Consider the following 25,547-nt stretch of genomic DNA (forward strand, 5'->3'; position numbering starts at 1 on the left):
TCAACGGGTCCACAGTGGAAAGTTGTCCAGCACCTGATTGCCCAGCTCGGCCACCTGCCCCGCCAGCAACGGGCCGACGAACACGATCACCAGCAGCACGCCGACCAGCTTGACCACCTGCGGCAGTGTCTGGTCCTGGATCTGGGTCAGCGCCTGCAACAGCCCCACGCTCAAGCCCACCACAATTGCCACGATCAGCGCCGGGGCAGACAACAGCAGCACGGTCATCAGTGCCTGATTCATCAACGAGAGAAATACGTCCTGGCCCATGATCTCAGCCCCCGTAGCTTAGAATCAGCCCGTGCATCAGGCGTGACCAGCCACTGAGGGCCACAAACAGGAAAATTTTCAGCGGAATCGAAATCAAGGTGGGTGAGACCATCGACATGCCCATGGCCATCAGCACGTTGGAGACCAGCAGATCGACGACCAGAAACGGGATGTACAGCAAAAAACCGATCTCGAAAGCCCGGGTCAGCTCGGAACTGACAAACGCCGGGATCAGCACCACCAGATCATCATCGCGCAGGTCGGCACGCGCTTCGGGTGACCAGATGGTTTCGGTGGCCTGGACGAAAAAGCCCCGCTCGCTCTCGTTGGCGAACTTCGACAGGTGCGCCTGCAGCGGCGGTCGCAAGGCACTGCCCAATTCTTCGAGTTGCTGAACATTCTGCAAGCTCAGATCGCGGCCCTCCACCTGCCGGTACATGTCGCCGATCAGAGGCGTGGTGACGTAGACCGAAAGGATCAGCGCGATGCCGTAAAGCACCAGATTCGGTGGTGTCTGCTGGACACCCAGCGCGTTGCGGATCAGAAACAGCACCACGGAAATCTTCATGAAACCGGTCAGGGTCACCACCGCCAGCGGGATCAGCCCGATGGTGGCGACGACCAGAATGATCTCGATCAGATTCGGCTGGTAACCGTTCATGAGCCGCTGAAACCGAGCAGACGCACGCCCAGACCGTCACCGATAGTCACCAGTTCGCCACGACCGATACGGCGGCCGTTGACCATCAGGTCCACTTCGTCATGCGCCAGGCTGGTCAGGGGCAGCAGGCTGCCAGGGGCCATTTCGCGCAGTTGCGCCAGCGTCAGCTCCACGCTGCCCAGCTGGCAGACCAGGGTCAGCGGCAACTCGTCCAGCGAGGCATCCAGATCGGCATCGGTGCTCATTTCACTCATCAGATCGTTCCTGTCGCGGGTATAAGGAGGGAGTTGAGGGCTGCCGGGGCGTAACGCTCCCTGCCAGACCAGCGTGTCACCCTGACGCCTGGCGACGGTCTGGCAGTGGCGGCCCAGACGTAACAGCACCTGCGCGTCAGCCAGGGTGTCGAGCATCACAACGTCGCCGGGCAGCAGGCTGCGCAGCTCGGCACTGGTCAACGGGGCCTGACCGGCTTCGACATTCAATGAAATACGCAACGTTTGCAGCGGGTCGCGCCTTGCAACAGTGTGCTGCTCAAGCCGCTCTATCACCTGCCGGGCGCTGTCGGCGTGCAGATACATTTCCAGCGCCTGCGCCGGGCAGTCGACGGGACGTACCTCAATCGCGACTTTCAGACCATTGCGCGGCTCACGTGCCGAGCACGGAACCACCATTAGCGACTCGCCCAGCAGTGTTTCCAGCGGTTCGATCCAGCTCAGCCAGGCCTGTTCGAGCAGCAAGGCGTCGGCTTGGGTCTCTATCGCAGCGCCGGGCTGCCAACTCAGTCCCGATAGCTCAAGCAGTCGAAGCGGGACGCTCAGCTCGATTTCACTCGCGCCAAGCATAAATGCCACCCGCACCGGGTTCAGGCTCTCGCCGCCCCCGCTGGCCCACAGCACCTGCACCGGCTGCTTACCCAGCACTGTCTGCCAAGGCGCCGTCTGCCGGTGCAGCCGGTTATGCAGAGGCAGCGAGTCCGCGTCGTACTGCGCCAGTCGCGCTCGGAGGCCACTGGTGCAGGCTTCGCCCGCGGGGATCGGGCCGGCAAACACCGTCATGGCTCGTTTCCGGATGCGGCCGAAGCAGTAGCACCGGCCGGCGACGCTGGCTGATCGGCTTCGTCGCGCTGTTCGCCGAGACGCGCATCGCTGCGCACGCGCTGCTCGACCAGGCTTTGCCAGGCTCTGGTTTTCTGTTGCTGCTCGATATGGGCATGACGGAGCCGCTCACGAGCCTGCTCTTCGGTCTCCAGCGTCACCGCCACTGCCTCGGCGTCGGCCTGCAACGCGGCACGCTCGTCATCCAGTTGCTGCAAGCGCTCCTGAGTGGCCCGCCAGGCGCTGACCGACAGCCCCTCGCTGAAACGGCCGTAAGCCTGCTCGGCCTCCTGAACGAGTTTTTCACGGTGCAGACGCAACGCCTCACGCGCTTGATCCAGCTCGCTGTTCGCATCGCGACAGCGTTCGCGCTGTGCAGCAAGGCGCGCCGCAGCGCGTTGTTCGCGCAGTACCCGTAGGGCCTGCAGACTGTGCAAGTCAGCCGTTTTCATAAGACTTTTCCAATGGGGAGTGCATCCGCTCAGTAAATGCATCGAGACCGGGTTCACGCGCTGCACTGACAATCAAACTCATGTCAGCACCTTGCGCATGAGCGTAAGCGTGTGCTCCAGGCTGTCATGCTCGGCGGCGGGCTGACGCAGAAATGCCTCTATCGCCGCATGACGGGCAATCGCCTCGTCGGCAACCGGATCGCTGCCAGCGGCGTATTCGCCCACCTGAATCAACAGCTCGATCTCCTGACGCCGGGCAATCAACTCACGCATCCGCGAAGCCAGCTGGCGATGTTCAGGCGTGGCAATGTGGTCCATAAGACGGCTTCGGCTGCGCAGCACGTCGATGGCCGGAAAGTGATCACGCTGCGCCAGCTCGGCACTCAACACGATGTGCCCGTCGAGGATCGAGCGGGTTTCTTCGGCCACCGGGTCCATGCTCGCGTCACCTTCGGTCAGCACGGTGTATAGCGCGGTGATGCTGCCCGACGGACCCGGACCGGCACGTTCCAGCAGGCGCGGCAAGGCCGAGAAAAACGACGGTGGGTAACCCCGTCGGGTCGGCGGCTCACCCACCGCCAGGCCAATCTCGCGCTGGGCTCGGGCGAAGCGGGTCAGGCTGTCCATCAACAGCAGCACATTGCGGCCCTGATCGCGATGGTATTCGGCCAGCGTGGTCGCGACATACGCCGCCCTGACCCGCTCGGCGGCCGGCCGGTCCGAGGTGGCAACCACCGCCACGGTACGTGCCCGTGCGGTTGCATCGAGTTGCCCCTCCAGCAGCTCACGCACTTCCCGGCCACGCTCGCCGATCAGCCCGATGACGATCACGTCGGCGTTACTGTTGCGCACGATACTGGCCAGCAGAGAAGACTTGCCCACCCCCGGCTCGCCGAAAATGCCCATGCGCTGCCCCTGCGCCAGGGTCAGCAGGCTGTCGATGGCCCGCACGCCCAACGACAGCGGCTTGACGATGCGCTGACGACTGAACGGCGCTGGCGGCTCGGCATGCAGCGGGTAGCGTTGCAGGCCGATGGCCGCGACCGGTGCAGGCCCGTCGAGAAACTCGCCCATCGGGCTGATCACCCGGCCCAGCAAGGCATCGCCGACCTGCACACCCAGCGCCTGTCCAGTGGCGATGATCTGGGTACGGGTCGACAGCCCTTCCATGGAGCCAATAGGTGACAGGATTGCATCATCCTCATCGAAACCGATCACCTCGGCCGACAGCTCTCGCCCATTCCCCGGATCGCGCAACACACACAGCTCGCCGATCCGCACCCCGGCGACGCTGGCACGCAACAGCACGCCGCGAATGCTGCGCAAGGTGCCGCGCATGGGTCTTGGCTGGGCGAGTTGTACGCGTCGCTGCAGATCAGGCAGCAGCGTCATCAGGGCTTCATTCAAAGCGCATCCCCTTCTGCCAGTGGCAGCAGCGCACGCCGCAGGTTGTCCAGTTGTGCGTCGAGCCCGAGCTCAACGGAACCTGCCGGGCCGCCCAGCCGCGCCTGACCGGCTTCAAGCTGATCGTCGCCTACGATGCTCAATGATTTCAGGGCCAGCGGCGCATCCTGCGCCAGATGCTGGCGCAGGCCTTCGACGTCAGCGCGGGGCACATACAAGGTCAGGGCCTGATCCTGACGAAACGCGGCAAGCGCTTCTGCCGTGCAGCGCAGCAGGCGCTCGCGATCATCCATCTCGCCGAGTACCTGACGGGCAATGCCCAGCGCCAGTTCAGCCAGCGAACTTTCCAGTCCGGCAAGATAGCGATCAACATCAGCGCGGGTCTGCGCCAGCAGCGTCGCCACTTGTTCGGCACCTTCCTGACGGGCGCGTTCGAAGCCTTCGGCACGGGCCTGCTCAAGCCATTGCGCACTGTTTTCGCGGACTGACCGGGCTTGCTGGTGAGCGGCTTCGACGAAGGCATAACCGTCGATCCACTGCGCAGCCTCGGCAGCGCGCAGTATGCGGGAGGCAGGTCGGGTCGGCAGATCACTCATGGTCGTCGCTCCCTGTCAGCAGACGAGCGACGGCGCGCACCACGTTTACCTGTCGCTCATCGTGCGCCTGTTGCGATTCTGCAACTTCAAGACGCAGGCGCAGCCAGGCTTGCAGTTCCGCTGGCTGGGATTGCAGCCAGGCGGCGACACAGGCCGCGCCATCGCGGTCGATAGCCTGCGTCAGCTCGACGGGCGTGCGCAGCAGGTTGGCGGCCCCGGCCAACTGGCGTTGCGCGAGCGCCAGCGAAAATGCGTCGTCGCCCAGCAACTGGCGATATTCACTGACCACATCGCCACGAATTTCCCGACTCAGCGTGGCCGCATGCCAAACCGCGCCGCACAGGCGTGGCAAGCGCGAAAAGTCGTCATCGGTCAACAGCAGAACCGCCAGATCGTCCTGCGCGGGCTGGGCCAGTTGCACGAGAGGTTGCAGCTTGAAATACCCGGTCAGCAGTTGCTCGACCCGTGCGCTGAAGCGTGGTGAATCACGTAGCGCAACCAGTGTGGCGGCATCGAGATCGCGCTCAAGGCACTCGGCCAACGAGTGCTCGCGAACAAAGGTCAGGGGACGCTCGATCAGCGCCTGCCATTGGCCAGCCAACGCGGCACTCATGGCGCGTCACTCAGGACGTAAGCCCCTTCGACCCGACGACGTTGCCAGAGCTGACGGCCCAGCAACCCGGCCGGCACCAGCGCGATCAGCAACAGAGTGCCGAACAGCCAGCGTGCGGCGGGCACGTCCTCCTCAAGCATCCACAGCCCGAAAAAGCTTGCCAGTTGCGGCTGGGCGCTGGCCTTGTCGGGAATGACCGCCTTGATGGCCGTGACCGAAACACCGTCGTAACCCAGTCCGGAAATGCCGTTGGCAACCAGGGTTTTGATCTGCGGTATCAGTACATTGATGTCGGTGCGCGGATCGTAACGCACCAGCACCGAGGCCGAAGACGGCGAGATAACGCGCTTGAGCAGATCATTGTCAGGCAGCACCACATGCACCCGCGCCGACAGAATGCCGTCAATCTGCGAAACCGTATGTGATAGCTCTTCGCTGAGTGCATAGACCATCTGCGCACGTTCCTGCACCGGCGACGACACCAGGCCGTTGCCCTTGAAGACTTCGCCCATGTTGGAAAAACTCTGCCCCGGCAAGCCGGCATCATCCAGCGCCGCCATGGCCTGGGCGAAGCGCTTTTCGTCGACCATCACCTTGAGCTGGCCGTTGTCCTGAACCTTGCGCGATGCCGGTATGCCGTCACGCAGCAGCACCGCCAGCATGGCATTGGCTTCACGCTCGCCAAGGTTGGTGTAGAGGTCGATGTCGCATGCCTGCAACAGGCTGGCAAGCGTTGCCACGATCAACAGGCGCAGGACACGGCAGCGTTTGGACATGGTTTATTGACCTTTGAGAAGGGTGTTGGCGGAACCGGATATCTGGGTCGCACCGCGCACTACCATCTGAGTTTCGATGGAGTAATCGAACATCCGCCCCAGCGACTGCACGATGCGGTCGACCTGCGGCTCACCGACCTTGCTCGTCGCCTGGCCACCGGTTGTGGCAGGTGTCGGTGCCTGACTGGCAGCCTGCGGCGCGTTGCCCTGAGTCAGTGCGTCGGCCCGCTCGGAAAACTGCCGCGAGCGGTCGATGAAGCCGTCCAGTCGCTCCATCAGGTTGCTGCCGATCTGGTGCGGGCTGGCACCCTGCGGCATGCCTTTGGACGTCTCGGCCATGTGTTCGAAGAGGTTCTGCGAAGCCTGTGGCCCCGCGCCTCCTCCCGGCGTCGGCAAGGCTGCCGCCGCCGGTGACGCAGCTAGATTGACGGTCATGGTCGGAACCTATTCGGAATCATCGTCAGACTGGGCTTCGTTCAGCATTTCCTGAGCGCGCGGCATGATGATGAACTGCCCGCCGATGGTGACCGCCTGAGTGATCAGGGCATCGTTGAACTCGCTGTCGCTGGACGCCTGCTCGGCGTTCTCGACGGCAGCGTTGAAGCGCGATTCCTGGCTGGAAACATTGACGTCGACATTGCTATCTACGGAGTTTACGGACATGGGTAGTGCTCCTTTTTAGGTTTACTGACGGTCGGTGGCGACTTGAGTGACGACACCGCCACGAAACACCCGCACACCGCGTTCACGCACAACGGGTGCGGCCTCGGCGACAGGTTGACGATCAAGGTGTTGCTGAATCTGCGCCAGGTACGCTGGCGGCCCGGACACGAACAGGCTGTCGTTATCCGGGCTCACGCGACTGGACATCGGCTGACCGGAAACCTCCAGGCGCACCAGATAATCCTGCAACTCTGCCAGTCGCGGACCTTGCAAATCGAAGCTGCGGGTGCCGACTTCATCAGCGCTCGCGATGTGCAGCACGTTGCCATCGAAGTACCAGCTCAACTGATTGGCATCACACAGACGGCCAAGAAACTCTCCGGCCGTTGCGCCGCGTACCGTGCCGCGTGCGTTGCCGCGGACCTTTTCGGAAAACACCACAATCAGGTCGAGGTTCTGCGCGAATTCGGTCAGCGCGCCGCGAATATCCTGGTCGACCAGCACATAGGCATAAGGCTCGGCGAACCAGTCGGGTTCGTGCCTGGGTGCTGCATTCAGCGCACCGGACAACCCACACAGCAGTATCAGTAACAGCAGTTGCGATACTCGCCACTCAGCCTTGAAGCAGGTCATGGTTCCCTCCTTGCCTGATGCTGCGCTGGAGCGAGCGCTGGCCTGCGATGCCTGCAAAGCCAGCACTCAGAAAACGGTCGCAATTCAGCGCCGGGGCTATAAACTGGCGCTCGCCTGCGAAGGCCGTCGACGGCTGAATCGCCTCGCTCCGTCCCCTTTCACAAGAGCCCTGCCCATGCCACCTCGTTCCGTCCCCACGTTGTTGTTGCTCGGCTGCCTGACCTTGACGGCGTGTGCGACCCAGCCCAAGACCGATGCCAGCTATGAACGCTTCATGCAGCTGGCCGCCGACCTGGAAAAACGCGGCGATTCGACCACGGCTGCCTCGTTTTACCAGCGCGCCACGCAGCAACCGGAAGCCGGTGTCGAGTCGTGGCGCAAACTGGGTGCGGCGCTGCTCACCAGCAACGACACGCGCGGTGCAGAGCGCGCCTATCAGCGAGCGCTGGAGCTCAAGGCTGATGATCCGGAAGCGCTGCTGGGGCTGGGCACCGCGCAGTTGCGACAGGGCAAACTGCAACGCGCCGTCATCGCACTGACCCAGGCCGCCACGGCGCTGCAGCAGCCGCAGGCCTGGAACCGTCTCGGCATCGCGCAGATCCTCAGCGGCCAGGCTGAACAGGCCCAGAGCGCCTTCACGACCAGCCTGCGCCTGGCACCCAACGATCTGGACACGCGCTGTAATCTGGCCCTCGCCTATGTGCTCGGCGATGACAACAAAAAGGCGCTGGAGACCATCGACAGCGTGGGCCAGTCGCCGCTGGCGCAACCCCGCCATCAACGCAATCAGTTGTTGGTCATGGTGCTGGCCGGAAAAGAGAAAGACCTCAAGGGGATGACCTTCGATGACATTCCCAAAGCCGAGCGCAGCAAGCTGATCGCCGAGGCAAGGCGTGTCAAAGCCCTTCCGGACCGTGCCGAACAGGCTCGTGAACTGGGGCTGATCGACGGCCACTGACATCATCGCGACTCCGTGGTATCGGTGTTGGCCTGTTGTTCGGCCTGACGCCGACGCAGCTCTTCGCGGTCATAGCCATCGATATAAACCTGCGCGGCGCGCCCGACCGGCGCAGCCATGACCGGCCCGGTGCTGCGGCCCTGCATCACGTCAGCGCGCTGCTCGACCATCTGCAACAGAATCAGGTTGCTGGCACAGCCCGGTGGCAGCAGCGGCTGAAAATCTTCGCCTACACCAATCTCATCCTCTGCAGCGGGCTGTATACAGGCCTGGGGCACCAGCTCCACACGGCCATCGGCGCGTGTGATGGCGCTGTAATCCGGCGAATAACTCACCGGGTCCAGGTGGGTTTTGCAGCCTGCCAGCAGACATAACGTCATCAGGACCGGCAGGCGTGGCATCGTTGAAATAAGGTTCATGGCCATTCCCTGTCAGTTCATGTAGAAGCCGAATGCGCCGCCGCTACGAGGGCTGGCTGACGCGGTGCTGGCTGCACGCTGCTTGTCCAGTGGCGTTGCCACCACCCGCTCCTTGACCGGCTCGACCAGGTACGGGGTGATCAGAATCACCAGTTCGGTTTCATTGCGCTGAAAGCGCTTGGAGCGGAACAGATTGCCGAGGATCGGCATGTCACCCAGCATCGGCACCTTGTCCATGTCCTGACTGCTTTCGCGTTGGAACAGCCCGGCAATGGCGAATGTCTGGCCGCTGCCGACTTCCACACGGGTGTCGGCGCGGCGCACGCGGAACGAAGGCACTTGATAGCCATTGACGTCCAGCGTGGTGGTGCTCATCAGGCTGCTGACTTCGGGACGCACTTGCAGGGCGATTCTGCCGTTGGGCAGCAGCGTCGGGCTGAACAGCAGCGATACGCCATAGGGTTTGTATTCGATACCGACCACTTCGCGGTTGACCGGCACCGGCACGGCCACTTCGCCGCCCGCCAGAAAGCTCGCCGTCTGCCCGGTCATCGCCGTGATATTCGGCTCGGCCAGCACTTCAAGCACACCATTGCTCTGCAACGCTTCCAGCATCGCGTCGATGTTGACGTTGCCCGACGCCAGCCCGGCGCTGATCACGTTCGACGCGCCGCCCGCAGCATCGGCAGCCAGAGCGCCCCCGGTCAGCAGGCCGAATGAGAAGGTCCCGTTGTTGAACAGTGCGTTCCAGTTCACGCCATAGCGCAGCAACTCGGAACGCGACACTTCGGCAAAGCGCACACGGATATTGACCTGCGCCGAGCCTGCGTAGGTGGCGCTGTTGACCGTCGACTTGAAGTTCTGACCCTCGGTGCTCAGCAAGGCATTCAGGTCGGTCGCTTCGCCGACGTCCTGCACCTGACCGCTGGCGATCACCCGGCTGCCGCTGGCGTTGATCCTTGCCTGGCTCTGCGGGTGCAGCGCCTTGAGCGGGCGCGTTACCGCAGCGGTGCCGCTGCTGACTGCGAGGCTCAAGGTGGCGGTTTCGCGACCCTCGCTGTCCAGCGCAATCAGGCTGGTCTGCCCGGCGGTCTTGCCAAACACATAGATCACACCGGGCGACACCACCTGCAGATCGGCAATGCCCGGTTCGGCCACCATCACCGAATCCACAGGAGCCGAAAAATGCAGAACCCGGCCTTCGCCGATCGCCAGATCGACAGTGCCCCTGGAACCTTTGGCGATCTGCTCGGCGTTCGCACCGCTGCTGATAAGCAAGGCGCCCAGCGTAAGGAAAATCAGACGAATCACGTTAACTGAACAGGTCATGAGGCAGTCGCCAAAGAAGTGACCGCACCGGTTTTCGAGGCCGGGCGCGCAGTGATATCGGTCAGGCTGACAGTGCCGACCGCTTGAAGGTTGTATTCGCTGGCAAGCTCGCGATAGGACAGAACCGGCAGTTGTAATTCGCCGCGCAGGATGATGCGACGCAGGCCACGCCGCAGCTCCGGGTGGACCAGCAGCACCGTCGAATCATCGTCCGGCAGCACATTGCACAAGCGCCGCAACTGCCCCAGTACAGTCCGGCCGAGGTCATCGGGCAGCGCATCGCGGTTCCGTTCCTGACGGCCCAGGGCGGTGCGCAGTTGTTCTTCAAGCGCAGGGGCCAGCACGAATGCGCTGATCACCCGGTTGCGGTCGGCGTATTGATGGCTGATCTGTCGTGCGAGCCCGGCCCGCAAGTGTTCAGTCAAGCGCCCGGCATCGGCTTCACGGCCGCCCCACTCCACCATCGATTCCAGCAGCCCGCGGCGATTGCGTATCGAGACACCTTCGGCCACCAGCAAGCGCAATACTTCTGCAACACGTTGCAGGGGCAGGATGCGCAATGCCTCCTTGACCAGTTCGCCATACTTGCCCTCAAGCTGCTCCAGCATCACGCGGGTTTCCTGAATGCCCAGAAAGTCCGCTGCATAGCGGCGCAAGCTGCGTTCCAGCACAGCGCGCAGCACTTCATCGGCAAACAGAAAGCCGATGCCGGCTTCCTGCAACTGGCCAGAATGTTCCCGGTCTACCCAGCGACCGGGGCGAGTACTGATCGGTGATGGGGCTTCGAAGGGCTCGACGGAAATAAGCTGCGCGTGCACCGGATCGTCTTGCAACAGCAGCGACTGTGCGCTGAATTCACCCTCGCTGACCGGCACGCCTTCCAGCTCGACCTGGAAGCGATCTGCCGCCAGAGAGCGATCCAGATAGACTTCCGGCAACGGCACCTCGACACCCAGATCGATACGGATGTCATGACACATGGCCTCGATGCGCTGACGCAGCGGTTGCAAGGGCGCGACCTCCGCCAGCCCGACGCCGATGCTCAACAGCACCTGAACATCGCGAGGACGCTCGACACTCTCGAGCAGCGTCTCGGACGGCTCGGGCTCTGTAATGAGTGGCTGCTCGGGCTGTTCGGCCTGCGCGGTTGACTGGCTCGCCCGATGCTGACGACGCCAGAGGAAAAACGCACTGCTGCCCAATATCCCGGCCAACACAACGAACACCAGCATCGGGAAACCCGGTAGCAGCCCCACGCCGAGCAGAATCAGCGCAGTCAGGCCAAGCGCCCGATGGCTGGCGCCCAACTGCCTGACAATCTCGGTGCCCAGATCGCGCTCTTCGCCATCACTGTTGACGCGCGTCACCACAGTGCCTGCGGCCACGGAAATCAATAACGCGGGGATCTGCGCGATCAACCCGTCGCCGACCGTCAGCAACGAGTAGACATGCGCCGCTTCGGAGAACGGCATGCCGCGCTGGACCATGCCGATCATCATGCCGCCCAACAGGTTGACGAACAGAATGACCAGCCCGGCAATCGCATCACCCTTGACGAACTTCATGGCACCGTCCATGGCACCGAACATCTGGCTTTCCCGCTCCAGGCGCGAGCGACGGCGCCGTGCTTCGGCCTGATCGATGTCGCCGTTGCGCAGGTCGTTGTCGATGCTCATCTGCTTGCCCGGCATGGCGTCCAGCGTAAAACGTGCAGCAACCTCGGCGACCCGTTCAGCACCCTTGGTGATGACCACGAACTGCGCCACGGTAATGATCAGAAACACCACCAGACCAACCACCACCTGACCGGCAATAACGAAGTCACCGAACGCCTTGACGATATGCCCGGCGTTTCCGTCCAGCAGAATCAGGCGCGTGGTAGTGATCGACAGCGACAGACGAAACAGCGTGCTGAGCAGAATCAGCGGGGGCAGCGCCGAAAACTCGACCGAATGGTTGATGTAGAACGCAACGATCAGGATCAGCAGGCTGAGGGCGATGTTGACCCCGATCAGCGCGTCGACCAGATAGGTCGGCATCGGGATGATCATCATCGCGATGGCCATAAGCATGAACGCGACGATGATCACGTCCGTACGCTTTGAGGCGACCACTGCCAGGCGGTTCAGCGAATTCATGAGGGTCATTGTGCGGCCCTCCGGGCGTCCAGATAACGTCGGAAGCACTGGCGCGCTTCGTCCTTGCGGCTGGCCTTCCACAACGCGCGACTGCGCAGCAACAGTAGCGACGCGCTCTCGCCCTGCTGTTCGACCAGCCGGTCCAGTGCAGCGAGCGCCCGGTCGGCGTCACCACTGTCGGTGAACGCCAGCACCAGGCTGTGCAGCAGCGTGGTGTCGGTCGGCGCCAGCTGGATGGCAATCAGCAGCATCACCAGCGCCCGCTGCGGCTGGCCACTGCGTCGGTACAGATTGCCGAGCCCGGTTAGCAGCTCCACGCATTCGCGGTCCTGAAGTGCACTCATGGCTGCACCTCGGCGCGCTGCTGTTCCAGCAAAAGGCGCAGGTCGATTTCTTCGCGAATCACGTCTTCGGCCAGGGCGCGGATCTCGGGTTCGGCATCCAGCGTCGGCAGCACTTCGTCTAGCAGATAGCGCAACACCTGTAGCGAGCGCGAAGTACCAAACAGCTGCGCGCCGACGCCATCGGCCTGGTCGATCTGTTCAAGTTCGCCTCGCAGCGAACGGCGCACCTTGCGCTCGCGCTGATCCAGCAACGCTTCGAATCGCGGGCCTTGCCGTGGCTGAGTGGGCGCAACGCGTTCGACGGCGGGCAAGGACTCCGGGGAGGTCGGGGTGATGGGCCGCAGATCGACTTTCATAAGGTGAAGGCAAACCGTTCCTGACCGCGCACCAGACGCACCTGATCGCCCTCGATGCTTTCCAGCGTCCAGTCGTCTGCCAGCATTGCACCTGGATAAACGCGCTTGCCATGCTCATCAATGACGTAAGGATTGCGCCCAAACCATACGGCCTGCAAACGCACACGCGGCGTGGCAACGGCTGCACTGGCCTGGACGTTGGGCGTCAGCACGACGCGCTGGCCGAAGCGGCTGTCGAACGCACGCTGAACCTGTAACCAACTGGTTTTAAGTGCCGCCGGATAACTGCCCGTCACGCTGAGCTGGCCGTCCTGCTCCTCGATACGCAATTGGCCAAGCCGGGCATCTCGCAACGCCTGATCGAGCCAGCTGCGGGCCTCGGCCAGGGTGGGAACAGCGATCTGCACAGCCGTTGCAGGCGCATTGGCGGCAGTGTTGTGAGCAGCCTCAGGCGGAGCGCGAAAGGCAAATGCAGTTGCGCACGTCACCAGCAACAGCAGCGCGCCCATCACAGGCAGCCTGAACGCCCGAAGTGCGCCGGGTACGGCAGCGGCGGATTTTTCAGGTCGAGTACTGCGCAGGCGCACATGGCTCTGGCCGAGCTTCAGCTCGACAGGCAGGCCGAGACGCTGACCATGCCCTTTGGTGATGACCAGGTGTTGACCAAGGGCATCAACCACAGCCACGTCGTTGCCCATCGCTTCGATGGCAACACGGTCATCAGAGAAGCGCAGGCGAGCATGCTGAGCAGCGATATCGGCATCGCCCAGCACCAGATCGGCCGAGGCAGCACTGCCGATGATATAAACCGGCTTGTCGAGTGTCAGGGCAACGCCCTGATGCAAGCCGTGGAGAATTTCGAGCATTGCCACGCCACTTCCCTGAAGAGAAGCATGCACCGAAGCATCAGGCGTCGCGCTTAATGAAATCAAGGCTGTCATGATCGAGTCACCACCGTGTGATTTACCGGAAACGGCACGTCAGAGCCGGGTCAAACTGTCGATCGGAAGACTTTGCGCAGGCAGATAGTGTGGGCAGCAGCGCCGCTGCCCACACCACAACATCAGTTCTGAGGACGTTGCTTGGTAGCGTCCAGCTCTGCCTTCTTGGCAGTGGAGATTTCGGTGATCTTGGCCGACTTCTCGATAGCCATATCAAAGGTGGCAGACATTTTTTCGATTGCTGCTTCCGAATTGCCGGAGCTTACGGGTGGAGTCTCAGCCATGTTGTTTCTCCTTGCTTCGAGGGGGAAGTTTCAACTGCCAAAAGGCAGAGCAAAATGCCATCACACAACAGCGAATCAGGACAAGTCACTTAATGATCCCGGCAATCAACGTACTCGCTGTTCTGCGAGATCAATACTACGCAGCCGACATTGTCAGGTGCTGTGAAAAGTTGTGAAATCGGCTTTTCACAACGCATTAAACGTATCAACACTACAGTGATATCAAAGTGATATTTATTTCTACTTTATTTCTGTTCAGATTATTTTTTAAGTGCCACCGGTGCGGGAGGCGACGTATTTCGGGCTGTCCACGCACGACCTCTGATATTCACCACCTTTGTGAAACGTTGTGAAAACACATGTACCGGTCTTCTTTCTCTCCACCAGAATGTTAGTGTCTGCCTATTAAGCAATCGTTTAAGCGCCTGCCAAACGAGACTCGGTTCAAACTTTTGATGCGCTCTTTATCAAGTACTGATCTGCCAGTACTCCATTGAGCCCTCTCATTTGAACTGCGCTGATAACCGCACACTCTTCAACGTGCAGTGTTTAAACAGCAAGGCGCCTCCTCAGGCTTGTGGACATTTGGCGAGCGGCCGGTTGCACGCCATGTCCTAACTGCTAACCACGCAAAACAGGAGTTACCCGCCATGTCGACGTCTACGGTCAGTCCCGCACCCGGTCCTGTTCCCACCCCTGCGCCGGGAAACAATGCGAACACCCGATTCAACCAGGTGTTGCAGTCCAGCAACCGCAACGGTGCCTCATACCGACCGGCCAGCGCGAGCGAAAAGGCACCCGCGCTGGGCGATTATGCGTCCATAGAAAAGCCGGGGACCGTCGCGGCGGACACGGTGCGTTATGTGACAGAGAAAGGTGATCACGTACTGGTCAACAAATCCACCAGCCCGGCGCTCTATCAGCAGGTCGTTGACGATCAGCCTGCGCTCGCCGGTTTCAAGACCAGCGTCGCGGCGGGCTATAAACCGGCGGCAGCAGATGCCGAAGCGCCGTCGGGCTCGGGTGGTTATCTGCGTATCGGGCCACCGGAGGAAATGGGACCGGGACTGATTCGCTACGAAGCCGCCGACGGCAGCAAAGTCATTGTTTCCGAACAGCAGAACCCGGAACTGTTCAAACAGGTCGCTTCGGATTTCAAAACGCTTTCCGGCGTCAACAGCAGCCAACAGGAAGGCTATCGCCTGGCGGGCGCAGATGAAAAAGTGCCTGAGAAACTGGGAGATTTCGCGGTGGTTGGCCCGGTCGACGAGGCCGGGCCAGGCCTGATGCGTTATGTGGACCGCGAGGGCAATAAAATCGTGGTGTCACAGAGCGATAATCCCGAGCTGTACGGCGCGGCAAAAGACGCCTTCAACTCGCTGACCGGTCTAAGCAAAAGCGAAACGGAAGGTTATCGCAGGGCCGGTGACAACGAAGTCTGGCCGCCGGTATTCGGCACCACTGTCGGCCCACTGAACGAGGCAGGTCCCGGTACCCTTCGTTACGAGCACAACGGCGAAAAAGTGGTGGTCGCTCGCGACGACAATCCGAAGTTGTTCGACTATCTGAAGGCCCTGCAGAGCGTTGTCGCAGACCCCGAGAAAAGGTCGGCGATGGAAAAAGCCGTCAACGAAGGGCAGATTCTCGCCGATGGCAATACCCCCCTCCCCGGCCTGAACGACATTGTCGAGTTCCACTGGGTAACCGGTCAGGAACAGAGCCAGATCAGCTACCGTAATCAGCAAGGCGAAACCATCGTCGTGACGCAAGCGCTGACACCCGACCTGTTCGAGAAAGTCACCACCCTTCATGACGCCTGGAACAAGATCAACAGTAGCCGCGAAGAAGGCTACAAGCTGGCAGAGCCCAACGACTTTCTGAAGAATCAGGACATCACGATTGGCTCGCCCGACGAGTTGGGCTCAGGTTTGATCCGTTTCGAGAACGGCGATGGCAAATTTATCGTGTCCAAAGACGCGAGCCCGCAACTGTACGATGACGTGGTGGAAAAATGGAACGCGCTGGGCACCGGCAATATCAGTGACACCCGCACTCGCTATAACCTGCCTGCCGTGGCCGATGTGGATCTGATGGGGCAGAAAACCGGGGTGAAAGCCGACAAGGACGACGAGAAGTCCGAAGAGCTCAACGTCGGCGAACTGGCGACCAGGGAACTGCTCGATCAATACCGCGAAGGCGTCAAGAAAGGCGACATTGCCAAGGATGACCCACGCGCCAAACTGGTCCGCGCAATAGAGGCGCAGGCCGCCTACGACAACGGTCGCGGCCTGACCGGCTATGAAGAAGCACAAGGTGCATTTGGCGGCACCTGGCGCGAGTTCGACAGCAAACAGACCCAGCTCAGTTCGGCCGATATGCACGACATCATTGATGGCGGCAAACTCCAGGAACAACTGACCACCTTGTTCTCCGACCCGACGGTGCAGCAGGACTACCAGACCAAGATGACCGAGGCGCTGGACAAGGTGCCCAACAAGGACGAGATCAAGCAGAAGCTGCTCGACCTGACCGCCAACCCGGATTACGTGCTCTATCTCAAGGACCTGAAAAAGCAGGGGCTCGGGCAGGAGGCGCAAAAGGACCTGAGCGACACACTGTCTTCGCTGGCGCTGGTCGACCCGGAAGGAGCCAGCAAGGCGGCACAATCCATTCAGGCAGATGGCCTGACCAGTGACCTTAATGATCTGGTAGCCGACCCTTCGAAGATCAGCGACGAGAATAATGCGCTGGCCACCAAAGACCTGTTCGGCCTGCTCAAGGCAGAGCTCAAGGGTTTTCTGGTCGACATGCCGCGCTTCCTGCAACCGACCTTCGAGAAGTTCATTCAGGAGGGCGTGGTCGGCAATGCCAAGCCCGCCGACATCGCCAAGGCACTGAAGGAGGTGGGCGATGCTTATCAGAAAAACGGCAAAGTCAGCGAGGCCGATATCAAGACGGCCCTTTCCAAGCCCTACATTCCAGTGGCTGACCGCGGCAAGCTGGGTGAGATTTTCAACACCCTGAACAGCAAGGGCGTCATGGGCTCGGTGGCCGCAGGCGTGTCGTTGTTCTCGGCTATTTATCAAATGGTCGGTAACGGCGGCAAGCTGGGCGAAACACCGATTCAGCGCCTGGGCATTGCCAAGGATTTTCTGAGCTTTGCCGGTGGTGCCAGCCATTTTGTGCGTCTGGCTGATCAGGTCGGCGACCTGATGGGCAAAGGCGGTCTGGTAGACATGCTCGGGCTGGACAAGACGTTGCCAGAGATTTGGGGCAAGGAGAACTTCGAAAAGACCAAGGAAGTAAGGGTCAGCGGCATTTCCGCAAGTAACCTGACTGAGATCCGTACGGCACTGGACGCGACTGATGACTATCGGCTCAGTTCCACGCTGGGTGATATGGCCGGGGGCGCTGAAGCCGAGCGGCAGGCGATGGGAGGGATTACCCAGAGGCTCGATGACGCTGTGCAGGCGTCAGGTGCCAAGCTTCCTTCTGCGACCTCCAGCAAGATCGCCGGTTCGGTGGTCAAGGTACTGGGGCCTGCAACGGACCTGGCCGGTGGCTTTGCCGACATCGTGCTGGGTGCGTTCACCATCAAGGACGGCGTCAAATCCGGAGACAAACTCGCTCAGGCTGCGGGCGGGCTGCAAATTGCCGGCGGAGCCTTCGGCGCGTCAGCCGGGGTGCTGGGAACGGCAGCACTGGTCGGCGCAGGCGGCGCTGCGGCGACCGCACTGGCCGGGCCGTTCTTTCTGGTCGGGGTGGCCATTGCCGTGGTCGGCGGGATTATCGGCTACTTTGTCGACCACAACAAAAAACAGAAAGCCTCCGAAAACGAGAACGACTGGTATCGCGACCTGGCAGCGGACGGCCTGTTGCAGGCCGACTGGGGCGACAAGGTGGAATATGCACACTATTCGATCCATCACTACCAAGAGCGCGAAGCACCGGCAGACGACAGCCTGTTCCGCTTCCAGAGCGCCGAGTGGCAGCACTTCGACGAGACGCCACAAAAGGACGGTTCTTCCACCAACCGTCTCGACAGTGAACTCCATGTGGAATTCGGTAAGCCGCACAAGTCACCGGATCAGGAGCAGCGTGACCAGTTGCGAGATGCGCCTCGCTGGACTGGCCCGAAAATCTGAGCCAACCCACTGATGTTCGACAAGCCGCCTGATAGAGGCGGTTTGTCGGTTATTGCTCAGGGCGCGCCGAACAGCATTGTCCAGTAAACGCCATAATCGGTGTTGGCGCCCGTCGCATAGGCCGCGCCGACTTCCGTGAACATCGGGTTCATCAGGTTGGCGCAATGTCCGGGGCTGGCCAGCCAGCTGGCCATGGCCTTGCCTGCTGAGCTCTGCCCCGCTGCAATGTTTTCACCGATATGCCGTCCGCTGTAACCGGCCGCACGTGCACGGTCCGCCGGCGAGTCATTATCGAAACCACGATGGGTGAAGTAGTTTTCACTGGCCATCGATTGACTGTGCCCCTGCGCGGCCATTTCCAGCGTAGCGTTCCAGCTTAACGGTCGAGCAGACGGAAAAGGCCGCTTGCCACACATGCGAGGCTTGGCGCGTGCCGCATTGACCTGCGCCAGCAACAATCGGCCAGCCGAGCGCGCATCTTCCAGCCTTTCGCTGTCGATCAATGGCTTGGCGAGCACGACACGCCACTCGGCCCTCTCCTGCGTAATGCCGATGTCAGCGTACTGCGGATCGAGCAAGGCGCCGCAATAGCGGCTCTTGAGCATGCCGAACGCTTCGTTGGCACTTTGCGCACCGACCAGCCTGATAGTGCGTACTGTCGCGGCCTGATAACCCGATGCCTTGAGTGCCTCGCGAGAATTGCCGGAAAAATCAATGGGCAATGCCAGCGCGGAACTGAGCGTCAATGCTCTGGAGGCCTTCGGTGTAACCGCGTCGCAGCGCTCGGGTTGCCCGCGATAGTCATTGATAGTCTGCAACAGACGTCGCTCATCGCCCGCGTGGGCCTGACCGACGAATACCGTCGTAAACAAAGAAATAAGGCACAAGCAGCCTCGCGCAAGCGGACGGAGGGATTGAGGCATAAGGCTCGGGCTCCTGGACGGTGAACAGCCCTGAATGACAAGGCCCGAATAAGACTCTGAAAAGGCTGTAGGGTTCCAGACCTTTCGGGGGCCTCCTGGCCGGGACCGCCGAGTCGGGCCATTCCGAGAAAGATAGAACCAACCCCCGCAAGCGTCCTCTGAGCTCAATACTTCGCGTTATCGAAAAAGGGATCTTTCAGTATGCTCACCCCGGACAGTTCTTCTACAGGCAGCTCATCGCTGCGTCGGGCAATCACTGCACCCATGCTCATGCTGTTCATTCTCGGTGATGTTCTGGGTGCAGGTGTCTACGCACTGGCGGGCACGATAGCCGGTCGCGTCGGGGGCGCCATCTGGGCGCCGTTGTTGATCGCCTTGTGCTTTGCCCTGCTGACTGCTGCTTCCTACGCCGAACTGGTCACCAAATACCCCAGGGCCGGTGGCGCTGCGGTGTATGCCGAGAAAGCCTTCGGCAAACCGCTGCTGTCGTTTCTGGTCGGCTTTTCAATGGTTGCGGCTGGCGTGACCAGCGCTGCAGGTCTGGCGGTCGCCTTCGCCGGTGACTACCTGCAGGCCTTGGTCGACTGGCCCGCACAATGGGTATGCGTGGGGTTTCTGGTGATCGTCGGCGTGCTCAATGCGCGAGGCATCAAGGAATCCCTGTCCGCCAATCTGCTGATGACCGTTATTGAACTCAGTGGCCTGCTGATGGTGATCGCAGCTGCCGTCTGGTTTGTCAGCCAGGGTCATGGAGAGCCACAGCGGATTTTCGAGCTGGACACAGCTGCACCCGCCACCGCAATCCTGGGTGCATCGCTGCTGGCATTTTATTCGTTCGTGGGCTTCGAGACGTCCGCCAATCTGGCGGAAGAGATCAAGGACGTGCGAAAAGTCTATCCCAGGGCGCTGTTCGGTGCTTTGCTGATCGCCGGGGCCGTGTACATGCTGGTCGGAGTCGGCGCGGCGATGGTGCTGCCAGTCGATCAGTTGAAAGGTTCGCAAGCGCCGTTGCTGGATGTGGTCAGCGCCTCGGGGCTGGGAATTCCGGCCCCGTGGTTTGCAGTGATCGCACTGATTGCCGTTGCCAATGGCGCGCTGCTGACCATGATCATGGCCAGCCGACTGACGTACGGCATGGCGCGCGAAGGCCTGCTGCCGACGATGATGGGGTCGGTATTGCCGAAGCGACGCACACCGGGCCTGGCGATTCTGGCTACCACACTGGTTGCCATCGCCCTGTCGTTCACCAGCACGCTGACCATCCTTGCCGAAACCGTGGTGCTGTTGCTGCTGTTCGTGTTTCTCAGCGTCAACGTGGCAGTGCTGGTGCTCAAGCGCGACAAGGTCGAAACCGGGCACTTTCAGGTTCACTGGGTTATTCCGGTACTCGGTATTCTTTCCTGCGTGCTGCTGCTCACCCAGCAAGGTGCACAGACCTGGCTGCGGGCGGGCATCATGCTGGTGGTCGGGGCGGCGTTGTACGGGCTGACTCGACTGGGCAGCTCGACGCTGGCGTCGCATACTCGCTGAACAGCGCAGTCATTGCTTGAGCGCTTGCCGGTGCGTTGCTGGAGCCCGGCAAGCGCTAGGTCCAGCCCGTCGATGATGAGCTGCAAGCCGACGCTGAACCTGAAATACCTTCGGCAACTGCGACGAACGAGAGCTACAGGTATCTAGAGTACGACTTGACTCCTGTCACACAGCCCTGAAGCCATTAATAACCGGGTCTCAAAATGCGTAATAAAAAGCCCTTGGCGATTTATCGACAAGGGCTTGTTTAACTGCATTCTTTTAGCGGCGCTTCATCCGGTCAATGATCACCGCCAGCAACAGGATCGTGCCGCGAATCACGTACTGATAGAACGTATCGATGTTCTTCAGGTTCATCGCGTTCTCGATGATGGCCAGAATAAGCACTCCGGCGATAACGTGACGGATCATGCCGATACCGCCGCTCAGCGATACCCCGCCCAGTACACAGGCTGAAATCACTGTCAGTTCAAAGCCCTGACCGATCATTGGCTGACCCGAGGTCATGCGCGAGGCCAGCACTACGCCCGCCAGCGCGCCAATCAGGCCGTGTACGGCGAAGATGATGATCTTGGTGCGATCTACATGGACCCCGGCAAGCAATGCAGCTTCCTGGTTGCCGCCAATGGCCATGGTGTTGCGCCCATAGGTGGTGTAGTTGAGCAGCCAGCCGAAGAAGATGAAGCAGGCAAGGGTGATCAGGATCGGCACCGGCACGCCATACACCTGGCCATTGCCGAAGATGAAGAAGTCCTCGTTGGACACCCCGACGGCCTTGCCGTTGGAGAAAATGTAAGCCAGGCCGCGCACGATCTGCATGGTCGCCAGCGTCGCGATCAGCGCGTTGATGCGTAATTTGGCGATCACGATGCCGTTGATGAGGCCGACGACCAGCCCCAACGCCAGAGCGGCGGACACGCCCAGAAACACGCTGTCGGTGTCGCGGATCACGATACTCGCGATCACCCCGGAGCAGGCCAGCACCGAGCCTATCGACAAGTCGAAATGCCCGGACGCCAGGCAGTACAGCATGGTGCAGGCCGCGATGCCTACGGTTGAAATGGCCAGGCCCAGGCCGCGCATGTTCAGCGGCGACATGAAGTTGTCGATGAACACGGTGCAGAGCAGGAAAATTCCCACAGCTGCAAGGAGCATCACCCAGTCATCGACAAAACGACGCAGGTTCATGCCCTGACGGGGAGCCTGCAGGCTGGATTCGGTAGACATACGCACCTCTTTTTTATTGTTCATGGTCAGGGACCGATTGTCAGCCGCGCGTGCGTGGCAGAGCCAGTTGCAGGAGTCGCGACTCGTCAGCCTCGTCGCGGTTAAGTTCGCCGGTGATAGCACCTTCGCTCATCACCAGAATGCGGTCTGAAATACCCATGACTTCCATCAGATCGCTGGACACCACAATTACCGCAATACCGTCAGCGGCGAGGTCGTGAATGATCTCGTAGATTTCAGATTTGGCACCGACGTCGATACCCCGAGTCGGCTCGTCCAGCAGCAGGACCTTCATCGGCATCGACAGCCAGCGTCCAAGAATTGCCTTCTGTTGATTACCACCGGACAGGAACATGATCTGTTGATCCGGTGACGGCGTCTTGACGTTCATCGACTTGATCTGATCGCGCGCATTGTCGCGTTCCCAACCACGCTGAATCAGGCAGCCAAGACTCACATGCCGCGGCCGGGCACCAATGTTGATGTTCTCCGCAACGCTCGACAGCGGCACAATGCCTTCTTTTTTGCGGTCCTCTGGGCACAGCAGAATCCCGGCCTCGATCGCATCGCGCGGCGACTTCAGGGTCAGCGGCTGGCCATCCAGTTGCAGACTGCCTGCAGTGCTGCGGGTCAGCCCCGACAACAGGCGAAACAACTCGGTACGCCCCGCGCCCACCAGCCCGAAAAAGCCCAGCACCTCACCCTTCTGCACGGCAAATGTGACCGGCTCATGCAGCCCCGGGCCCATCAGCCCGGTGACGCGCAGGCTGGGGCCTTGATGCTTGCGCGGACGGTAGTTGTAAATGTTCTGAATGTCGCGACCGACCATGCAGGTCACCAGTCGGTCGTGGTCAAGATCGGCCATCTGCTCGAACGTATTGACGAAACGTCCGTCCTTGAAAACCGTCACCGCATCGCAGACACGGAAGATTTCTTCCATGCGATGGGACACATAAAGAATCACTCGTCCTTCGTCACGCAGCCGCACGATGATTGCCATCAATCGGTCAATCTCGCGCGCCGACAAACTGCTCGTCGGTTCATCGAAGGCAATGACATGGGCATTGCGCGACATGGCCTTGGCGATTTCCACCAATTGCCGCTGGCCCAGCGAAAGATCGCCCAGCCGTGTATGTGGATCGATTTCGTCAGCCAGCCCCTTGAGCAACTCGGCGGCCCGACGGTACATCGCGCCACGATTGATCAAGCCGAAACGATTGGGCATGTGCCCGAGCAGCAGGTTCTCGGCGACGGTCATTTCCGGCACCAGATGCAGCTCTTGGTGAATCACTGCCACGCCCGCTGCGATGCTGTCGGCAGTGGACTTGAACTGATGAGCCTGGTCGCCGATCTGCAGATCGCCACTGTTGGGCTGATACGATCCGCCAAGGATTTTCAGCAGTGTCGACTTGCCTGCGCCGTTCTCCCCCATCAGTGCATGAACACTGCCGGGGCGGGCTTCGAAAGTGATGTCAGACAGCGCCTTGACGCCAGGGAATACCTTGCCGATGCCATTGAAACGCAGGGCGCCGCTTATGGGTTGAAGCTCAATAGCCTGTTGCATGAAACCAACCTCCTCGCACAGTTGAGGGGCCCGAGATCAGGCCCCTCGCTCAGCTCACTTCCACAGACCGATTTTGGTCAGTTCAGCCTGGAAGTTTTCACGAGTGATCAATGTCACATCATCCATAGCGGTGTACTTCGGCGGCTCCACGCCTTTGGTGACCCAATTGAACACGTATTCGGCCGTGCGGTAGCCTTCCTTGTCGGGGCTCGGCAGCATCGAACCAAAGAAGCCGCTCTCTTTTTTCTTCAGTTCATCGATGGCATCGGTGCCATTGATCCCAATCCCTATCACGTTTTTGGCAGAGAAGCCGGCGCCCGAAGTGGCACGTACGCCGCCCAGTACGGTGTTGTCGTTCATACCGCCGATGATCAGGTTCTTGGCGGCGCTCGGCAGTTTTGGCAGAGCCGAGTTGGTAGCGTCCATGCCTCCTGGAACATCAAGTGTCTTTTGCGGAGAAAACAGAATGTGATCGGCTGGCAAGCCTGCTTTTTTCAACGCATCCACCGAGCCATCAGTACGCTTCTTGCCGGTATCGAGTTCGCTGTAGGTGTTGATGATCGCGTAGGTGTTCTTCCAATCGCCCTCATCCCACTTGCGGCTCTTCGCTTCAGTCGCCATGGCGGCGCCCTGCTTCTGGCCAACTTCGAAAGCCGCCATGCCGAGATAGGGAACATCCTCCATGGGCTTGCCTTTCGCATCGACGAAGCGGTCGTCCACAGCCATGACTTTCATGCCATTAGCCTTGGCCTTGGCAACAATCGCAGGACCGAGAGAAACGTCAGGCGGGCAGATCACGAAACCTTTAACGCCGTTGGCGGCCAGGTTGTCGATGGCGGAGAGGGTTTTTTCGCCGTCGGGAACGGCAATCTTGATGACAGTGAAGCCAAGCTCCTTCCCGGCTTTTTCGGCGAATTGCCACTCGGTCTGGAACCAGGGCTCTTCAGCCTGCTTGACCAGAAAGCCGATTTTGACTTCTTCGGCAGCCGAGGTAACGCCACTCATGCCCAGAATGGCAGTGGCAACAGCGGCACAGCACAGGGAGCGAATCCCATGACGACTCAACATAGCTAACTCCTTATTTTTATTGAATAGCTACAACGTTCAGCAGGGTGGCGGTAGCAGACGCGCATGCATCTGCTACCGATCAAATAGTCATACCATATAATGATTGACCGCTCTGTAACCGAGTGTCACTTCTGCAATCGCCGTCGCAATACCCTGTAGCAATAAGCGCCGGCAACCCACACTTGCATCAGCCAGCGAAGCGCTGACACGCCTTCCCTTTGACGCCGACGGGCGCCGCCAATACCGCGCCGTCGAATTGACCGTGTGCATCACCTGGCGCTGCGCTGGTGACATACAGCGTCTCCAGATCGGGACCACCGAACACGCAACTGGTGGGATGGCTGACAGGCAACTCGACCACCCGGTCGACGCTGCCATCGGGCGCAAAGCGGATCAGGCAACTGCCGCCCCAGCGCGCGTTCCACACATAGCCCTCGGCATCCATGGCCGAACCGTCGGGCGAACCCCGGCTGTGCTCGGCCGCCCATATCTGGCGTGGTCCCAGCGCACCATCAGCCAGCACCGGGTATTGGTAAATGACCTCGTCGAGGGTATCGGCGCTGTACAACACGCTGCCGTCGGCATTCCAAAGCAGGGTGTTGACGATGCCCTGCCCGTCCAGAAGCCGCGCCACGCGTGCATCGGCCTCGATCCGGAACAGCCCGCCAGAGCGACGAACCAGAGGAACATCACCGCCTTCGGCGTCAATATTGTTTTGCATGCTGCCCAGCCACAGGCGCCCACTCGCATCGCAGCGGGCTTCATTGGCGCGGTTGCCAGGGGTAGGGTCTGCCACGCAAAACAACGACAATGAGGTTTTTTCGGAGGCAAGGTCGAGGCGATAAACGCCACTGGCCAAGGTCACCAGAGCATCGCCCTGGGTGGTCGGGATGAACGCGGAAACCGGTTCGGGCATCCGCCATTGGCGGTACTGCCCGGCGATCAGCCGACAGGCCAGAAAGCCGGCGATGTCGACCCAGTACAAGGCCTGTTCCTCGGCGTCCCAGAAGGACCCCTCGGCCAGCTTGAAACGGTGCTCGGAAACGGGCAGCCAGTTCATGAAAAATGTCCTTTGTTATTGTTGTAAAGGCACTTTTTAACGTGTGTTGCGTCTGGATGTTCATGTCACAGGCTCTGCCAGCCTTCGCCGTCAGCCAAC

Annotated in this window: 26 protein-coding genes; 3 read left to right on the forward strand and 23 right to left on the reverse strand. The window is 60.8% G+C overall.

Annotated features, from left to right (window positions below; genetic code table 11):
* From sctS to N018_RS15110, 11 genes are all read right to left on the reverse strand, one after another.
* Positions 1-270 carry a type III secretion system export apparatus subunit SctS gene (gene sctS, locus N018_RS15060; RefSeq protein WP_005893057.1) on the reverse strand — a complete coding sequence of 90 codons (270 nt, stop codon included), beginning with the start codon at positions 268-270 and terminating at the stop codon, positions 1-3.
* Positions 271-274: 4 nt separating this feature from the next.
* A complete protein-coding gene (gene sctR, locus N018_RS15065) occupies positions 275-931 on the reverse strand; it encodes a type III secretion system export apparatus subunit SctR (RefSeq protein WP_005893058.1) in 657 nt (218 codons plus the stop codon).
* Complete coding sequence (gene sctQ / locus N018_RS15070) at positions 928-1,986, reverse strand: type III secretion system cytoplasmic ring protein SctQ (RefSeq protein ID WP_025390114.1); 1,059 nt, start codon at positions 1,984-1,986, stop codon at positions 928-930. The genes sctR and sctQ overlap by 4 nt, the downstream gene beginning before the upstream one ends.
* Positions 1,983-2,477: a hypothetical protein gene (locus tag N018_RS15075; RefSeq protein ID WP_025390115.1), complete on the reverse strand. Its 495-nt coding sequence runs from the start codon at positions 2,475-2,477 to the stop codon at positions 1,983-1,985. Before N018_RS15075 ends, sctQ begins: the two co-directional genes overlap by 4 nt.
* 78 nt (positions 2,478-2,555) lie before the next feature.
* A complete protein-coding gene (locus tag N018_RS15080) occupies positions 2,556-3,884 on the reverse strand; it encodes a FliI/YscN family ATPase (RefSeq protein WP_024644539.1) in 1,329 nt (442 codons plus the stop codon).
* The gene (locus N018_RS15085; protein WP_025390116.1) at positions 3,881-4,477 is read right to left on the reverse strand and encodes a FliH/SctL family protein; all 597 of its coding nucleotides are present in this window, start codon (positions 4,475-4,477) and stop codon (positions 3,881-3,883) included. Before N018_RS15085 ends, N018_RS15080 begins: the two co-directional genes overlap by 4 nt.
* Complete coding sequence (locus N018_RS15090; RefSeq protein WP_025390117.1) at positions 4,470-5,090, reverse strand: hypothetical protein; 621 nt, start codon at positions 5,088-5,090, stop codon at positions 4,470-4,472. Before N018_RS15090 ends, N018_RS15085 begins: the two co-directional genes overlap by 8 nt.
* Entirely contained in the window at positions 5,087-5,866 is a 780-nt protein-coding gene (sctJ, locus tag N018_RS15095) for a type III secretion system inner membrane ring lipoprotein SctJ (RefSeq protein ID WP_024644542.1), read from the reverse strand. The genes N018_RS15090 and sctJ overlap by 4 nt, the downstream gene beginning before the upstream one ends.
* 3 nt (positions 5,867-5,869) lie before the next feature.
* Positions 5,870-6,301 carry a hypothetical protein gene (locus tag N018_RS15100; RefSeq protein ID WP_024673122.1) on the reverse strand — a complete coding sequence of 144 codons (432 nt, stop codon included), beginning with the start codon at positions 6,299-6,301 and terminating at the stop codon, positions 5,870-5,872.
* A gap of 9 nt (positions 6,302-6,310) precedes the next feature.
* Positions 6,311-6,529, reverse strand: coding sequence for a hypothetical protein (locus N018_RS15105; RefSeq protein WP_003369190.1), 219 nt, complete (start codon positions 6,527-6,529; stop codon positions 6,311-6,313).
* 21 nt (positions 6,530-6,550) lie between these two features.
* The gene (locus N018_RS15110) at positions 6,551-7,162 is read right to left on the reverse strand and encodes a hypothetical protein (protein ID WP_025390118.1); all 612 of its coding nucleotides are present in this window, start codon (positions 7,160-7,162) and stop codon (positions 6,551-6,553) included.
* Between the two features lie 175 nt (positions 7,163-7,337).
* Here N018_RS15110 and N018_RS15115 point away from each other — a divergent pair, with 175 nt between their 5' ends.
* On the forward strand, positions 7,338-8,120 hold the full coding sequence (locus tag N018_RS15115; protein ID WP_024644545.1) for a tetratricopeptide repeat protein: 783 nt from the start codon (positions 7,338-7,340) through the stop codon (positions 8,118-8,120).
* Between the two features lie 2 nt (positions 8,121-8,122).
* Here the strand turns inward: N018_RS15115 and N018_RS15120 are convergent, their stop codons facing one another.
* From N018_RS15120 to N018_RS27805, 7 genes are all read right to left on the reverse strand, one after another.
* Positions 8,123-8,539, reverse strand: coding sequence for a hypothetical protein (locus N018_RS15120; RefSeq protein WP_025390119.1), 417 nt, complete (start codon positions 8,537-8,539; stop codon positions 8,123-8,125).
* A 12-nt stretch (positions 8,540-8,551) separates the two neighbouring features.
* Complete coding sequence (locus N018_RS15125) at positions 8,552-9,868, reverse strand: type II and III secretion system protein family protein (RefSeq protein ID WP_024644547.1); 1,317 nt, start codon at positions 9,866-9,868, stop codon at positions 8,552-8,554.
* Complete coding sequence (gene sctV / locus N018_RS15130; protein WP_024644548.1) at positions 9,865-12,015, reverse strand: type III secretion system export apparatus subunit SctV; 2,151 nt, start codon at positions 12,013-12,015, stop codon at positions 9,865-9,867. The genes N018_RS15125 and sctV overlap by 4 nt, the downstream gene beginning before the upstream one ends.
* Entirely contained in the window at positions 12,012-12,350 is a 339-nt protein-coding gene (locus tag N018_RS15135) for a tetratricopeptide repeat protein (RefSeq protein ID WP_024644549.1), read from the reverse strand. Before N018_RS15135 ends, sctV begins: the two co-directional genes overlap by 4 nt.
* Complete coding sequence (locus N018_RS15140) at positions 12,347-12,706, reverse strand: hypothetical protein (RefSeq protein WP_025390120.1); 360 nt, start codon at positions 12,704-12,706, stop codon at positions 12,347-12,349. The genes N018_RS15135 and N018_RS15140 overlap by 4 nt, the downstream gene beginning before the upstream one ends.
* Positions 12,703-13,647: a SctD/MshK family protein gene (locus tag N018_RS15145; RefSeq protein ID WP_025390121.1), complete on the reverse strand. Its 945-nt coding sequence runs from the start codon at positions 13,645-13,647 to the stop codon at positions 12,703-12,705. Before N018_RS15145 ends, N018_RS15140 begins: the two co-directional genes overlap by 4 nt.
* A gap of 122 nt (positions 13,648-13,769) precedes the next feature.
* A complete protein-coding gene (locus N018_RS27805) occupies positions 13,770-13,931 on the reverse strand; it encodes a hypothetical protein (RefSeq protein ID WP_195757148.1) in 162 nt (53 codons plus the stop codon).
* A 650-nt stretch (positions 13,932-14,581) separates the two neighbouring features.
* Between N018_RS27805 and N018_RS15150 the strand changes: the two genes are divergently transcribed.
* Positions 14,582-18,076 (forward strand): hypothetical protein, encoded by a 3,495-nt coding sequence (locus N018_RS15150; protein WP_025390122.1) that lies wholly within the window; start codon positions 14,582-14,584, stop codon positions 18,074-18,076.
* A 56-nt stretch (positions 18,077-18,132) separates the two neighbouring features.
* On the opposite strand, the gene N018_RS15155 is transcribed toward N018_RS15150, so the two are convergent.
* A complete protein-coding gene (locus N018_RS15155) occupies positions 18,133-18,999 on the reverse strand; it encodes a CAP domain-containing protein (protein ID WP_025390123.1) in 867 nt (288 codons plus the stop codon).
* A 201-nt stretch (positions 19,000-19,200) separates the two neighbouring features.
* Here N018_RS15155 and N018_RS15160 point away from each other — a divergent pair, with 201 nt between their 5' ends.
* Positions 19,201-20,529, forward strand: a complete 1,329-nt coding sequence (locus N018_RS15160) for an APC family permease (protein WP_025390124.1) — start codon at positions 19,201-19,203, stop codon at positions 20,527-20,529.
* 261 nt (positions 20,530-20,790) lie between these two features.
* Here N018_RS15160 and araH read toward each other — a convergent pair whose 3' ends face one another.
* The 4 genes from araH to N018_RS15180 all read right to left on the reverse strand — a co-directional run bounded on the left by araH (position 20,791) and on the right by N018_RS15180 (position 25,448).
* A complete protein-coding gene (gene araH, locus N018_RS15165) occupies positions 20,791-21,756 on the reverse strand; it encodes an L-arabinose ABC transporter permease AraH (protein ID WP_024646516.1) in 966 nt (321 codons plus the stop codon).
* A 40-nt stretch (positions 21,757-21,796) separates the two neighbouring features.
* On the reverse strand, positions 21,797-23,320 hold the full coding sequence (araG, locus tag N018_RS15170; RefSeq protein WP_025390125.1) for an L-arabinose ABC transporter ATP-binding protein AraG: 1,524 nt from the start codon (positions 23,318-23,320) through the stop codon (positions 21,797-21,799).
* Positions 23,321-23,374: 54 nt separating this feature from the next.
* The gene (locus N018_RS15175; protein WP_024646518.1) at positions 23,375-24,388 is read right to left on the reverse strand and encodes a substrate-binding domain-containing protein; all 1,014 of its coding nucleotides are present in this window, start codon (positions 24,386-24,388) and stop codon (positions 23,375-23,377) included.
* A gap of 187 nt (positions 24,389-24,575) precedes the next feature.
* Complete coding sequence (locus N018_RS15180) at positions 24,576-25,448, reverse strand: SMP-30/gluconolactonase/LRE family protein (protein ID WP_025390126.1); 873 nt, start codon at positions 25,446-25,448, stop codon at positions 24,576-24,578.
* Positions 25,449-25,547: the final 99 nt, after the last annotated feature.

This window comes from Pseudomonas syringae CC1557, assembly GCF_000452705.1.
Taxonomy (GTDB): Bacteria; Pseudomonadota; Gammaproteobacteria; order Pseudomonadales; family Pseudomonadaceae; genus Aquipseudomonas; species Aquipseudomonas syringae_F.

What these genes read in the sequence shown, in the direction of transcription:
- N018_RS15075 (WP_025390115.1), bottom strand. Translation starts at nt 2,477, where the DNA reads ATGAAAACGGCTGACTTGCACAGTCTGCAGGCCCTACGGGTACTGCGC.
- N018_RS15175 (WP_024646518.1), bottom strand. Translation starts at nt 24,388, where the DNA reads ATGTTGAGTCGTCATGGGATTCGCTCCCTGTGCTGTGCCGCTGTTGCC.
- N018_RS15090 (WP_025390117.1), bottom strand. Translation starts at nt 5,090, where the DNA reads ATGAGTGCCGCGTTGGCTGGCCAATGGCAGGCGCTGATCGAGCGTCCC.
- araH (WP_024646516.1), bottom strand. Translation starts at nt 21,756, where the DNA reads ATGTCTACCGAATCCAGCCTGCAGGCTCCCCGTCAGGGCATGAACCTG.
- N018_RS15120 (WP_025390119.1), bottom strand. Translation starts at nt 8,539, where the DNA reads ATGAACCTTATTTCAACGATGCCACGCCTGCCGGTCCTGATGACGTTA.
- N018_RS15105 (WP_003369190.1), bottom strand. Translation starts at nt 6,529, where the DNA reads ATGTCCGTAAACTCCGTAGATAGCAATGTCGACGTCAATGTTTCCAGC.
- N018_RS15155 (WP_025390123.1), bottom strand. Translation starts at nt 18,999, where the DNA reads ATGCCTCAATCCCTCCGTCCGCTTGCGCGAGGCTGCTTGTGCCTTATT.
- N018_RS15140 (WP_025390120.1), bottom strand. Translation starts at nt 12,706, where the DNA reads ATGAAAGTCGATCTGCGGCCCATCACCCCGACCTCCCCGGAGTCCTTG.
- N018_RS15180 (WP_025390126.1), bottom strand. Translation starts at nt 25,448, where the DNA reads ATGAACTGGCTGCCCGTTTCCGAGCACCGTTTCAAGCTGGCCGAGGGG.
- N018_RS27805 (WP_195757148.1), bottom strand. Translation starts at nt 13,931, where the DNA reads ATGGCTGAGACTCCACCCGTAAGCTCCGGCAATTCGGAAGCAGCAATC.
- sctS (WP_005893057.1), bottom strand. Translation starts at nt 270, where the DNA reads ATGGGCCAGGACGTATTTCTCTCGTTGATGAATCAGGCACTGATGACC.
- N018_RS15100 (WP_024673122.1), bottom strand. Translation starts at nt 6,301, where the DNA reads ATGACCGTCAATCTAGCTGCGTCACCGGCGGCGGCAGCCTTGCCGACG.
- N018_RS15135 (WP_024644549.1), bottom strand. Translation starts at nt 12,350, where the DNA reads ATGAGTGCACTTCAGGACCGCGAATGCGTGGAGCTGCTAACCGGGCTC.
- N018_RS15160 (WP_025390124.1), top strand. Translation starts at nt 19,201, where the DNA reads ATGCTCACCCCGGACAGTTCTTCTACAGGCAGCTCATCGCTGCGTCGG.
- sctJ (WP_024644542.1), bottom strand. Translation starts at nt 5,866, where the DNA reads ATGTCCAAACGCTGCCGTGTCCTGCGCCTGTTGATCGTGGCAACGCTT.
- sctR (WP_005893058.1), bottom strand. Translation starts at nt 931, where the DNA reads ATGAACGGTTACCAGCCGAATCTGATCGAGATCATTCTGGTCGTCGCC.
- N018_RS15085 (WP_025390116.1), bottom strand. Translation starts at nt 4,477, where the DNA reads ATGAGTGATCTGCCGACCCGACCTGCCTCCCGCATACTGCGCGCTGCC.
- N018_RS15150 (WP_025390122.1), top strand. Translation starts at nt 14,582, where the DNA reads ATGTCGACGTCTACGGTCAGTCCCGCACCCGGTCCTGTTCCCACCCCT.
- sctV (WP_024644548.1), bottom strand. Translation starts at nt 12,015, where the DNA reads ATGACCCTCATGAATTCGCTGAACCGCCTGGCAGTGGTCGCCTCAAAG.
- N018_RS15115 (WP_024644545.1), top strand. Translation starts at nt 7,338, where the DNA reads ATGCCACCTCGTTCCGTCCCCACGTTGTTGTTGCTCGGCTGCCTGACC.
- N018_RS15145 (WP_025390121.1), bottom strand. Translation starts at nt 13,647, where the DNA reads ATGACAGCCTTGATTTCATTAAGCGCGACGCCTGATGCTTCGGTGCAT.
- N018_RS15110 (WP_025390118.1), bottom strand. Translation starts at nt 7,162, where the DNA reads ATGACCTGCTTCAAGGCTGAGTGGCGAGTATCGCAACTGCTGTTACTG.
- sctQ (WP_025390114.1), bottom strand. Translation starts at nt 1,986, where the DNA reads ATGACGGTGTTTGCCGGCCCGATCCCCGCGGGCGAAGCCTGCACCAGT.
- N018_RS15125 (WP_024644547.1), bottom strand. Translation starts at nt 9,868, where the DNA reads ATGACCTGTTCAGTTAACGTGATTCGTCTGATTTTCCTTACGCTGGGC.
- araG (WP_025390125.1), bottom strand. Translation starts at nt 23,320, where the DNA reads ATGCAACAGGCTATTGAGCTTCAACCCATAAGCGGCGCCCTGCGTTTC.